Origin of the sequence: Herminiimonas contaminans (genome assembly GCF_015645465.1) — a bacterium.
Lineage (GTDB): Bacteria > Pseudomonadota > Gammaproteobacteria > Burkholderiales > Burkholderiaceae_D > Oxalicibacterium > Oxalicibacterium contaminans.
In genome coordinates, this window is sequence record NZ_JADOEL010000028.1 from 1 (window position 1) to 11,660 (window position 11,660).

Sequence of the window (11,660 nt, forward strand, 5' to 3'; positions counted from 1 at the left end):
TTCTTCCAGCGATCCCACATCAAAGCCTTTTGGCTATCGGTATAGATGATCCTTGTTCGGCGAACCATGACACACTCCCGCTATCTGCATAGCCTTTAGTGTGTTGCATTCACCGGTTGAAACCGCCACCCAAAGCGGACATTCATGAAGAGGTTAAAACCTCGGCCAACCTCGGATCAGAGATATAAAACTGTAATACCTATAACGGAAGTCGCGATTTGAGGCGATAGAGGTACGCAATCTTTCTAAGTTTACGGAACAAGGTGTATCCCCCCGGAAGGGTAAGTGCAGAGTTTCATCAAGCGAGGCATTTAGCAAAAGCAAAATCTCCGGTAAACAAGTACAAGCTGTTTGCAAGTTGGCGTCCGCCTCTATGCATTTCATTAGATTCAAAGCTTGTTGTCGTACCGCGGCTTTGTCTATTTTCATCACCCAAACAGCTGCATTCAGCTGACTGGTATTAGATGAAATAGAAATATCCTTCTTCAAATCGGCATTTGCTACATCCAGACTCCATCTTTTGAACTCGTTTGTCATTTGCAGTCAGCCGCGCAGGCCAGATAACGTAAATGAATCAAAATGCAAAAACTGTTTTCAAAATTAACCCGATCACTGCGCTGGCCGCGATGACGTGGATCACATTGCGTTTGTAGCGGACCAATGCAATTGCAGCAGCAATTGCCATGAGTGCAGCGATCCAGTCGAAAGCGCCTACGAAACCTTGAGGCCATAGGACGTGATAGGCGAAGAACACCGCCAGGTTAAGAATGACGCCAACGACGGCGGCCGTAATACCACTTAATGGCGCGGTGAATTTCAGATTGCCATGAGTCGATTCGACCAATGGACCGCCAGCGAGAATAAAAATAAACGATGGTAGGAATGTGAACCATGTCACTAGCACTGCTGCGGTAGCTCCAGCAAGAAACTGTAAGTCAGGACCGAATACAGCTTGTACATAAGCGCCGACAAATCCTACAAACGCCACCACCATGATGAGTGGGCCAGGATTAGCTTCGCCCAAGGCCAAGCCATCAATCATCTGCGTTGGTGTCAGCCAGTTGTAATGTCCGATCGCACCCTGATAAATGTAAGGCAATACTGCATAAGCACCGCCAAAAGTCAGCAGTGCCGCTTTCGTAAAGAACCATCCCATTTGCGTCAATGTGTGGTCCCAACCGAATCGCAACGTCAAAGCTGCCATCGGAACACACCAAAGTACTCCCCCGACAATCAGTATCTTCGTCAAGCTAAACCAACGGAATTGCGCATGTTCAGGTGTCGGCGTGTCATCGTCGATCAATGCCGGGCCATACGATTTTTTTGATTCGCCGTGACCACCGCCTACTGTAAATTTGTTCGGAATATAGCGACCACCGAGATAACCAATGAGCGCTGCTGTTGCAACGATGACAGGGAAAGGTACGTTCATTGCAAAGATGGCGACAAATGATGCTGCGGCAATTGCCCACATCAGATTGTTCTTCAAAGCGCGTGAACCAATACGATGAACGGCGTGTACAACAACCGCCGTAATCGCGGGCTTGATACCGTAAAACAAACCTGCAATCAGAGGCACATGACCGTAAGCGATATACAGCCAAGATAGCGCGATCAGGAAGAATAGTGATGGCAGCACGAACAGCACACCAGCGGCAATGCCGCCTTTGGTTCGATGCATCAACCACCCCATATAAGTCGCAAGCTGTTGCCCCTCCGGTCCGGGTAGCAGCATGCAATAGTTCAGCGCATGGAGAAACCGCCTCTCACTGATCCAGCGCCGCTGTTCGACTAGTTCTCTGTGCATGAGTGATATTTGCGCAGCAGGACCACCGAAACCGATGAAACCTAACTTGAACCACAACTTAAGTGCTTCCCAGAATGGAACCTGAGCAGGTCTCGTGACTTCCTCGGCTGATTCGACCGGCGTGGATACAGTGGTACTCATGTTGAAATGTCCTGTTCAAAATTGGTTATCAGGGCATCAAAAATGCCTGACGCTATGGCTAAAAGTTGATCGTCATCGGTAACGGTTGCGCGCACGCCTGCCAATACACGTTCGATACCACTGGCTTCTGGCGGCTGTATGCCACCGGCATCAATAAAATGGACAATGGCACCGAGCCGTGAGAGCGAGGGTGAGTCCAGGCCAAAGCTTGATAACAAGGTCTCGAACGTGACCTTGGCCCCGACATGAGAGAACGTCGCGCCGTCAAAATCGAATCCCAAAGCATCTGGCGGACAATCTGCAGGCGACGCCAGCCACAAGATCTGCGCATCGGCATCGATAAAGCGACGAATCAGCCATGCACTTGCAAGACGATCCATCCAAGGACGAGCACGTGTCGCCCAAGTGCGGCCGCGATAATCGGCAAGTGATAACCGAGGAATTTCTCCTGAAATGGAATGCGGTTCGTCCGGCGATAACGTGCGAATCGCGGAGGTCTCTAACTCCAGCAATGCTGCAGCGGTTTGCTTTTGCGATTCACTAGAAAAGAAGTCGATAGCGACTAACTGGTCAAATGTCTTACGCAATTTGCGTGCTTGCTTCAGTGCTTCATTCGCAGTCTCGTCGTTGAGCTTGGCACGATGCAGAGCAATTTCAGCTGACAACTCTGCAAACTCTGTTGAACGGTCAAACAAAGTAACGAACGCTTCGTTATCCGTATTCGTCTGCAGTAAATGCGTCGTGCCGCCATTCTTGTCGATATCGTCTGCGATTTCTGAGAGCGTCTCCTTGTTGCCACCTTGTTCAGGCAATAGATACACACCGTCACGCAAAACCGCCGCACCGGACGATTTGAGCGCCCGCCATGCCCGCATTCGCGCCGTAGCGTTTTCAGTCGGCAGGGTCAGAATCAGTAGCATCCATTTCATGTTAGTAACGCTCTCTACAATAATGTATTGAACTCTACCATATAAATTGGAGGATGCAAGATCCGTGAGTTTGATCGAAGGAGCCTCAGCAACGGTGGACGTTCATTGCCTATAACCAAGTCGATGCGATATTTGAAAAGGTTTAACGTGGAAATTAGTTGCTATAATCAGCCCACTATTTGTTCTGCGAGAACTTCGTGCGTCGCTATTTCTGCGTTTTCCTGTTGATGCTTTTGCCCTTACATAGCTTTGCTATGCAAGAAGCTTGGCTGTCGTCCGGAAGCGCATACGACCTTTCGCACGAACTGGTGCATCAAGAAGGCATCAGTCATCATCACGGTGACGACGGCTCAATTCATTACGATGATTCGAGCGAATCAGCCCAGCATTTTTCTGATCATGCTGCATCGGGACAGAGCGCAACTTTGCCTGCTAGTGTTACACCGTTAAGCCCACTGATTGCGTTCATCGTTGTTGAGTCAGAACGCAACTATTTTCATATACCAAATCCTCATCTCGAACGTCCACAGCGACCTCCTTCATCCCTCGGTTAATCCCCCGAGGGTATTGCCTTTTTAATATTTATTAAACTCCGCACGGAAGTATTCCGTTTGGCATGTGCATACCTTCGGTTCGCCTTTTTGGTTACCGAATGGAGATCGCATGTTTGCCAGTTCTATATTTCATCGTTTATGTTTTTTGGCTTCATTGGTGCTTGCAGCGCCTATGGCGCTAGCTGAATCCAATACGCCGCTATCACTTGCAGTTGATGCCGCTTGGCAAAGATCGCCTTTGGCTCGTACGCTGGAAGCCCGCCGAGGCGAGTCTGTTGCCGGTCAAGAGTCAGCGCAATCCTGGATTGCCGGCTCCCCTTCAGTTGGCTTATCCCAACGCAATGACCGCGGAACCAATCAAACCGGTTATCGCGAAACAGAGGTTTCAGTTTCCGCCCCGATTTGGTTGCCAGGCCAGCGATCAGCACGAGAGTCCTTGGCCAATGTCAGCGCTGATGAGTTGGAAGCCCAAATAGCGAATACGCGCCTAGCTATCGCTGGCGAGGTACGCGAACAGCTATGGGCAGTTGCGGCAGCGCGCGAAGAGCTGGCGGAGGCGCAGGATCATCAGCGTCACCTTGACGCACTCTCTGGTGATGTCATGCGTCGTGTAAAAGCAGGAGACCTTGCTCGCACTGATGGTTTGCTCGCGCAGCAAGAAGTCCTCGCCGCAAAAAGTGCAATCACCGCCGCACAGACTCGGCTACAAGTTGCGACGGCCCGGTACGTTACGCTCACCGGCCAGCCAAGCATCCCATCCCCTATACCTGAACCGATTGCGGTATCAATGCAAGAGCCGCATCCCCGAATGCTGTTTGCGCGTAAATCAATACAGCGTTCGCAAGCGTCTCTTCATGCAGTGAACTCGACGCGTAGCGACCCACCTACTGTTGGCTTATTAATGCGACGTGAACAAAATGGGTTGGTGAGCGGCTCCACCCAGAGTGTCGGAATTGCTGTCCAGATTCCATTCGGAACAAATGCGCGCAACCTTCCATTAGAGTCGGCAGCACTCACCAAAATCGAAACCGCTAGAGCAGAAGCAGCGCAAACCGAGAGCATCCTTCAAAGCGATATAGAACTGGCGCGCCAACAACTAACAGCCGCCGAGCAAGGGCTGCAAGCTGCTTCGGAGCGTGCCGCGCTTACACGAGAACATACCGAGCTGATTGCCAAGTCATTTCGTATGGGCGAACGTGGATTGAACGATCTATTACGGTCTCACGCACTCAGCCATGAAGCTGATGTAAGTGAAAGACAGCAGAAAGTCGCAGTGGGACTAGCCCATGCACGTTTAAATCAAGCCTTAGGAATACTCCCGTGAAGCTACTCAAATTTTGTATTTTATATTTTGTGCTGACCATGTCAGCTGTTGCCGCACCAGGTGCACATGGTCCAGATGGCGAGCATCTGGATGGCGCCTCTGGACACACACATCGTGACGCGGGACCTCGTGTTGAAACTTTCACTGAGTCATTTGAATTGGTCGGCCGCCTGCAAGCAGACGAGCTATCGATCTTGATCGACCGTTACGAAACCAACGAGCCAGTGCTCAATGCAAAGTTGGAAGTTGATTTAAACGGGTTGAAAGTGCTTGCAAAGTTTCATAGTGATCACGGCGACTATGCAGTCAATGACGAACGTATGTTGAAGGCGCTAGCTGCACCGGGAAAGCATTCGCTTCTCTTCACGTTATCGACAGCTAACGAAAGTGATTTGCTGGAAGCCACGCTCAAGGTAGCAAGCGAGGTTGATGCGGACGACCACTCACATTTTCCATGGGCATGGAGTGCTGTGGGCTTATTCGCGGTAGCCGTACTGCTATACGCGATCATCAGATTCCGCCGCCGCAAAAAATCGACAGGAAATAATCATGCATAACAAACTCGCTTTTTTTGTCATTCCGGCATTCGTAATTGGATTGCTTTCACCGATAGTTAGCGGTGCGCCAGGTGCGCATGGTCCAGATGGGGAGCACTTAGACGGTGCGGCGTCAGGTAGCGGATTGGCACGCCTGCCTGATGGCAGCGTCAATGTTCCTAAACAGGCGCAAAGAAGTATGGCCATCCGAACGGTAATGGCGGTTGAGAATGACCATCCACTAACCGTTGAACTGAATGGCCGCGTGGCGATAGATCCGAATGCTGGCGGACGCGTACAAGCACCATTTTCTGGTCGCATTGAAGCTGGCCCAAAGGGATTACCAGTAGCTGGCCAACGCGTTGAGAAGGGACAGATTCTCATCCGTGTAAAACCCGTCGCCAGTGCCATTGACCGTAGCAATCAAGAGGCACAGTTAGCTGACCTACGCGCCAACCTAATTTTGGCAAAGCAACGAGTTGAACGTCTCGAATCGCTGGAAGGTAGCGTTCCTCAAAAAGACATTGAGGCAGCACGTGCAGAGCTAAGCAGTTTGAAAGGACGTGAACGGGCTGTGTCTGTAAGTGTCATCGGTAGCGAGAGCATTACGGCGCCAGCGTCCGGCATAGTCGCCAGCACAAACGTTTTAAGCGGACAAATAGTAGAAGCACGCGATGTGTTATTCGAAATCATTGATCCGAATCGTATGTTTGTTGAAGCAAACAGCACGGACGTTGCACTCGCGAATCGCATAGGGCAAGCAAGTCTGGTGTCCTTTCCAGCTATCGACCTGATTCTATTGGGTGGCGGACGCAGCTTACGTGATGGTGCATTGCCAATCACTTTTCAGGCGCAGGGAAAAGGAATGGCGTTAGCTGTGGGCCAACCCGTTACCGTCATCGCTAAACTGAACGAAAAGGTAAAGGGGATCGCACTCCCGGCTGAAGCGCTGGTACGCAATCCGGAAAACCAGCCCATCGTCTGGATCAAATCAGGTGCTGAACGGTTCATAGCCCAAAAGGTTGAAGCACGCGCATTGGATGCAAACACTATCGTTGTGGTGAAGGGACTTTCTCCCGAAAATCGCGTTGTTGTGTCAGGCACTGCACTGATCAATCAAATCCGATAGGGGTGAACTCATGTTTAACTGGATAGTTCGTTTCAGTCTTACCAATCGCATATTTGTTTTGGCGGCGGCGTTGCTGCTGATGGTGTACGGCACGTTAATGGCACTGCGTACACCGATCGATGTGTTCCCCGATTTGAATAAGCCGTTGGTGACAGTGTTGACAGAAGCAGGAGGCATGGCTCCTGAAGAAGTCGAGCAGTTGGTATCGTTTCCCGTAGAGACATCGCTGAACGGGATGCCTGGTGTGACCAGAGTGCGTTCAGTGGCGGGCGTCGGTTTGTCGATTGTGTACGCCGAGTTCGATTGGGGCACAGACATTTATCGGAACCGACAGCTGGTATCGGAACGACTTGCACTTGTGAAGGAACAACTGCCCGATGGCATTACGCCAATCATGGGGCCGGTCTCCTCCATCATGGGCGAAGTAATGTTGATAGCACTACCTATTGATATCGCTAAAACCGATCCAATGCGCGCGCGGGAATATGCCGACTTTGTACTACGGCCGAGGTTACTGTCTATTCCCGGCGTATCCCAGGTCATTCCTATTGGCGGTGACGTAAGGCAGTTGCGGGTTGAGCCGGATACAGCGCGCATGGCGCAGTTCAATGTGACGCTTGAACAAATCGAAAGCGCACTACGTGGCTTTGCCGCCAATACAAGCGGCGGTTTCATTGACCTTAATAGTCGTGAGTATCTGATTCGCAATCTGGGGCGTACCAATCGTCTGGAAGACGCAAAAGGATTGGCGGTTACGTACCGGAATGGCACGCCTGTATTAATGGATCAAGTAGCAACCGTGCGGTTCGCTGCAGCGTTTAAACGAGGAGATGCAGGACTTAACGGCAAGCCAGCAGTAATCGTCAGCGTGCAGAAACAGCCAGCTGCAGATACGGTCAAGTTGACGCGAGATATTGAGGCAGCATTAAGTGAACTCAAACAAGGGCTTCCTGAGGGTCTTTCCGCGCCGGAAGTGCTGTTTAGACAGGCTGACTTCATTGAAGCATCGATCAATAACGTGGTGGAAGCATTGCGTGATGGTGCAATCCTCGTTGCGATTATCTTGTTTGCGTTCTTGCTCAATGTCCGGACCACCACAATATCACTTATCGCAATTCCTTTATCGCTTGCAGTAACTGCCGTCGCATTTCACTTGCTGGGTCAATCGATCAACGTGATGACACTCGGCGGGCTCGCCATTGCAATCGGCGAACTCGTCGATGATGCGGTGGTGGATGTTGAAAATATTTTGCGGCGTCTCAAGCAGCGAAGTGTCGGAGACAAATCACTATCGGTAATGGAAGTAATCTGGCGTGCATCGGTCGAAGTGCGTTCTGGCATCGTGTATGCAACCGTTATCGTTGTCCTTGTATTCGTGCCACTGTTCGCCTTGCCTGGAATTGAAGGTCGTTTGTTCGCGCCGCTTGGTATTGCTTACATTGTGTCGATACTGGCCTCAATGTTGGTTTCCATGACAATCACTCCTGTGCTGGCTTATTACCTGTTGCCACATATGAAGCAGCTCCAACACGGCGATAGCCCAGTGGTGAGCCGCTTGAAAGCATGGGATAAACATGTGCTTGAATGGTCATTCCCAAGATCAAAAATGATTCTGGCGGTGGCTGCATTTCTAGTCGTTGCCGCTGCATCTACGATTGCATTCTTTCCTCGTGCTTTCTTGCCGCCATTTAACGAAGGTTCTTTGGTGATGGGCATGACATTCACCCCGGGTACTTCGTTGGCAGAAGCCAATCGGATGGGCGCAATGGCAGAAACGCTCATTCAACAGGTTCCAGAGGTCATCAAGGTTGGTCGACGCACCGGCCGTGCAGAGCTAGATGAACATGCCGAAGGGGTTCATTCATCAGAGATTGACGTCGACTTGAAGCGATCGGAACGTGGTAGGGAGGAAATAATGGCGGACATTCGCGCGCAGCTTTCGACCATCCCGGCGTCGGTAGCAATTGGACAACCGATTTCTCACCGGCTTGACCATTTGCTTTCTGGTGTACGCGCGCAGATTGCGCTGAAGATTTACGGTGACGACACCGATACCCTCCGTGGATTGGCAGAAGGATTGCGTTCACGTTTGGTTACGGTGCCAGGGCTGGTGGATCTCTCGGTTGAGCGGCAAGTTCTAATCCCGCAGATCAAGATACATGTGGATTATCGCAAGGCTGCCCAATATGGATTGGCACCAGGCCAATTGCTGACCACATTGGAAACGCTCTCGGAAGGAAAGCGCATTGCCCAAGTTGTGGATGGGGTGCGTAGATTCGATGTGACGATACGTCTACCAGACGATGGTCGTTCACCCCAAGATCTATCCCGCGTAATGATAGATACACCTGCGGGGAAAATACCGTTGTCATCGATTGCAACTGTTGAGGAAGGCGACGGGCCGAACCAGATTGGTAGAGAAAATGGCAGAAGACGCATTGTCGTCTATGCCAATACAGACGGATCTGACATGTCGCGCATCATCGGCGACGTTCGTGCCGCGATTGCCGCTACACCAATGCCTAGCGCCTATTTCGTGAGTGTCGAAGGACAATTCCAAGCGCAAGAAAAAGCGATGAATCTCATCGTCGGCCTGTCTCTGTTGTCGCTGGCAATGATCTTCATTGTGCTCTATTCGCGATATAAATCTGGCATCTTGGCGTTGGTCATTATGGGCAACATCCCATTTGCATTGATCGGTAGTGTCATCGCGATGTGGATTGCAGGAGTATCGCTATCAGTCGCATCTATGGTTGGCTTTATTACCTTGGCAGGCATTGCGACACGCAACGGCATCCTCAAAGTCAGCCATTACATCAACCTCTGCAAGTTCGAAGGTGAGAAGTTCGGTCTGCCGATGATTGTGCGTGGTTCGTTAGAAAGGCTGACGCCCGTATTAATGACGGCATTGGTGGCAGCGTTTGCTTTGACGCCATTGTTATTGGCGGCGGATGCGCCGGGCAAAGAGATTTTGCATCCGGTTGCTGTCGTGATTTTTGGTGGTCTGATTAGCTCGACGATTCTCGACTCGCTTCTCACTCCGCTGATATTTTGGTTAGTTGGACGCAAACCACTCGAACGACTGATTGCCGGAACACAGGAAGATGCATATTAAAAGGTTTTCGTGGCGGCACCTATTCAAGACACGCCACACTTTTTGGAGAAAACGATGAAGAAGATTTTAGCTTTGGTAACTATGGCAATTGCACTTACCACCACTGGTCAAGTTCTCGCACACGGCGCAAAAGCAAGTCACGGTGGTATTGCGCAAAGTGTAAATGATTTGAACTTTGAATTAGTCGCTAAAGATGGCAAAGCCACGATCTATGTTGAAGATCATGACGAAGCACTTTCCACTGCGGGTGCAACAGGCAAACTCACTATTCTTAATGGCGCTGAAAAAACCGAAGTGCCACTTGAAGCTGCTGGAAACAATCAGTTGGTATCCAAAGGTGAAGTCAAACTAGCTAAAGGTGCAAAGATAGTTGCAGCCATTACTTTTGCAGATAAAAGCACTGTTAACGTGAGATTCGCAGTTAAATAAAGCTGTGCTGCTCCTGTGTACAAGTAATGAACGAGACACTCATTACTTTGTATTTCTCTTCGGCCACGTAAACTGATAATCAGAGCAATGAGACTTCAATTAATTTAGGATAGAAAATGTATTGGATTATTACCAAATATCTAATCACTGCCGGCGTGGTTGTTCTTGTTTCTGAGTTTGCCAAACGTAGTGACAAACTCGGCGGCTTAATCGCTGCATTGCCGATGATTACAGTGCTTACACTGATTTGGCTTTATATAGAGAAACAACCCGAAGCAAAAATCGCAAATCACGCGTGGTACACATTTTGGTATGTGGTTCCAACCCTGCCGATGTTTTTGATTTTCCCGACACTGCTACCGCGGATAGGTTTTTGGCCAACGCTTCTCGCTTCTGTCGTAATCACGCTCATTTGCTTTGCTGCTTTTGCATTTGTTATGCGTCGATTTGGTGTTGAACTGATCTAAAAGTGTTAGCGGCTAAATTGGTACGTAAAAAAACCGGCCAATGCCGGTTTTTTAATCTTGCTGATTAATGACAGTGGTAACCGCCATTTTTTCGATCATTATGACAACCGTTGCTATCAGTGCCACCGGAATGAGCAAAAGCAAAAGATGCAACCGAGGTCACCAGTATTGCCATTAATATTTTTTTCATCGCCATTTCCCTATGTTTTAGTCATACATAGAGTGTAAGTGCGGAGGAGCTTTACCGCATCCCATGAATATGGCCAAAATAGAGAATTCGCTTTCTGTGCCGTGCCTGATTAAGAAACCGAGTGTCTGCTATTGGCCGAAAGCGGACATTTGATCATCCCCCGTTTTAGGATGAAACATTGTGGTGTATTAACTATGCGAATAGGCTGCGACTTTGGAAAGCAAATTGCTGGTTACTTTGGTGTGCGGATTAGTGGCTACGTTGATGCGAATATTCATCTAATTATCGCGAAGGCATTATCATTTAATCCAGTTCCCACATTGGCGTATTATTGCTCATGCATCTATCGACGTTGAACACTGTCACTATCTTATGAAGAACTTTGTCTGATGGACGTACAGGAGCTTATGATTGCAGCGGCAAGCCTTGTTATTTCCATTTTAGGGATATTTCTTGCGATTCACCACAACCAGCGCACCGGTGGTTGTTTGACGGTTTCGCTGAATCCAAGCCGGGCGGTCAATCCAAATGGTATTGGCACCTATTCTGCCGCACTCATCACGGTTGCAAATAAAGGACGAGAATCAATATTGTTCGGGGGCTTTCATGCGCTCAGCCGGGAAAACGAGTACTGGTATCCGCCTTCAACTTTAAAACCCAGCACCAAGCTTGAACCAGGCCAATACATTCAAGGCACCATTAGCATGAATGTCATTTCCAACGCGAGAGTGCTTTGGGCAGTTGACGGGACCGGGAAGAAGTACAGGGTCAACCGTTTTTTGCTGAAAAAAGTAGTGAAATTTTTGAGGCATGAATCGACACGTTTGAGCTCGCTTGGCCTTGAGTAATTCGGTTTCATCTATGGGTAGTACGATCAGCTAGATTAAACTATATCAAACATTATTAGGGTCATTGAACCGCCCCGGAAATTGTGGAGGCTTCTTTATCTGAGAGAATGGAGCCATGAAGAAAGCAAACAAGTTTTCCCCCGAGGTGCGCGAGCGCGCAGTACGGATGGTGCAGGAACACCGCGGTGCGT

General features: G+C 49.6%; 11 protein-coding genes. 8 read left to right on the plus strand and 3 right to left on the minus strand.

The features are described from left to right. Positions 1–574 precede the first annotated feature (574 nt). Complete coding sequence (chrA, locus tag IXC47_RS18775; protein ID WP_195876692.1) at positions 575–1,948, minus strand: chromate efflux transporter; 1,374 nt, start codon at positions 1,946–1,948, stop codon at positions 575–577. Next, the gene (locus IXC47_RS18780) at positions 1,945–2,877 is read right to left on the minus strand and encodes a chromate resistance protein ChrB domain-containing protein (protein ID WP_195876693.1); all 933 of its coding nucleotides are present in this window, start codon (positions 2,875–2,877) and stop codon (positions 1,945–1,947) included. The genes chrA and IXC47_RS18780 overlap by 4 nt, the downstream gene beginning before the upstream one ends. A 197-nt stretch (positions 2,878–3,074) precedes the next feature. On the opposite strand from IXC47_RS18780, the gene IXC47_RS18785 reads away from it, so the two are divergent. The 7 genes from IXC47_RS18785 to IXC47_RS18815 all read left to right on the plus strand — a co-directional run bounded on the left by IXC47_RS18785 (position 3,075) and on the right by IXC47_RS18815 (position 10,431). Next, positions 3,075–3,431 carry a hypothetical protein gene (locus IXC47_RS18785; RefSeq protein WP_195876694.1) on the plus strand — a complete coding sequence of 119 codons (357 nt, stop codon included), beginning with the start codon at positions 3,075–3,077 and terminating at the stop codon, positions 3,429–3,431. 109 nt (positions 3,432–3,540) lie between these two features. Continuing rightward, complete coding sequence (locus IXC47_RS18790) at positions 3,541–4,755, plus strand: TolC family protein (RefSeq protein WP_195876695.1); 1,215 nt, start codon at positions 3,541–3,543, stop codon at positions 4,753–4,755. Further along, positions 4,752–5,312 (plus strand): cytochrome c oxidase subunit II, encoded by a 561-nt coding sequence (locus tag IXC47_RS18795; protein WP_326838432.1) that lies wholly within the window; start codon positions 4,752–4,754, stop codon positions 5,310–5,312. Before IXC47_RS18790 ends, IXC47_RS18795 begins: the two co-directional genes overlap by 4 nt. Then, entirely contained in the window at positions 5,305–6,420 is a 1,116-nt protein-coding gene (locus IXC47_RS18800) for an efflux RND transporter periplasmic adaptor subunit (protein ID WP_195876696.1), read from the plus strand. Before IXC47_RS18795 ends, IXC47_RS18800 begins: the two co-directional genes overlap by 8 nt. Positions 6,421–6,430: 10 nt before the next feature. Further along, on the plus strand, positions 6,431–9,535 hold the full coding sequence (locus IXC47_RS18805) for an efflux RND transporter permease subunit (RefSeq protein WP_195876697.1): 3,105 nt from the start codon (positions 6,431–6,433) through the stop codon (positions 9,533–9,535). A gap of 54 nt (positions 9,536–9,589) precedes the next feature. Beyond that, a complete protein-coding gene (locus tag IXC47_RS18810; RefSeq protein ID WP_195876698.1) occupies positions 9,590–9,964 on the plus strand; it encodes a hypothetical protein in 375 nt (124 codons plus the stop codon). A 116-nt stretch (positions 9,965–10,080) separates the two neighbouring features. Further along, positions 10,081–10,431 (plus strand): DUF3147 family protein, encoded by a 351-nt coding sequence (locus IXC47_RS18815; protein WP_195876699.1) that lies wholly within the window; start codon positions 10,081–10,083, stop codon positions 10,429–10,431. A gap of 64 nt (positions 10,432–10,495) precedes the next feature. Here IXC47_RS18815 and IXC47_RS18820 read toward each other — a convergent pair whose 3' ends face one another. Continuing rightward, positions 10,496–10,621, minus strand: a complete 126-nt coding sequence (locus tag IXC47_RS18820; protein ID WP_195876700.1) for a YHYH domain-containing protein — start codon at positions 10,619–10,621, stop codon at positions 10,496–10,498. 407 nt (positions 10,622–11,028) lie between these two features. Between IXC47_RS18820 and IXC47_RS18825 the strand changes: the two genes are divergently transcribed. Continuing rightward, positions 11,029–11,469 (plus strand): hypothetical protein, encoded by a 441-nt coding sequence (locus tag IXC47_RS18825; RefSeq protein ID WP_195876701.1) that lies wholly within the window; start codon positions 11,029–11,031, stop codon positions 11,467–11,469. Positions 11,470–11,660 lie beyond the last annotated feature (191 nt).

Excerpts from the sequence above, each read along its gene's own strand:
- chrA (WP_195876692.1), bottom strand. The coding sequence starts at position 1,948 with ATGAGTACCACTGTATCCACGCCGGTCGAATCAGCCGAGGAAGTCACG.
- IXC47_RS18780 (WP_195876693.1), bottom strand. The coding sequence starts at position 2,877 with ATGAAATGGATGCTACTGATTCTGACCCTGCCGACTGAAAACGCTACG.
- IXC47_RS18790 (WP_195876695.1), top strand. The coding sequence starts at position 3,541 with ATGTTTGCCAGTTCTATATTTCATCGTTTATGTTTTTTGGCTTCATTG.
- IXC47_RS18800 (WP_195876696.1), top strand. The coding sequence starts at position 5,305 with ATGCATAACAAACTCGCTTTTTTTGTCATTCCGGCATTCGTAATTGGA.
- IXC47_RS18805 (WP_195876697.1), top strand. The coding sequence starts at position 6,431 with ATGTTTAACTGGATAGTTCGTTTCAGTCTTACCAATCGCATATTTGTT.
- IXC47_RS18810 (WP_195876698.1), top strand. The coding sequence starts at position 9,590 with ATGAAGAAGATTTTAGCTTTGGTAACTATGGCAATTGCACTTACCACC.
- IXC47_RS18815 (WP_195876699.1), top strand. The coding sequence starts at position 10,081 with ATGTATTGGATTATTACCAAATATCTAATCACTGCCGGCGTGGTTGTT.
- IXC47_RS18820 (WP_195876700.1), bottom strand. The coding sequence starts at position 10,621 with ATGAAAAAAATATTAATGGCAATACTGGTGACCTCGGTTGCATCTTTT.
- IXC47_RS18825 (WP_195876701.1), top strand. The coding sequence starts at position 11,029 with ATGATTGCAGCGGCAAGCCTTGTTATTTCCATTTTAGGGATATTTCTT.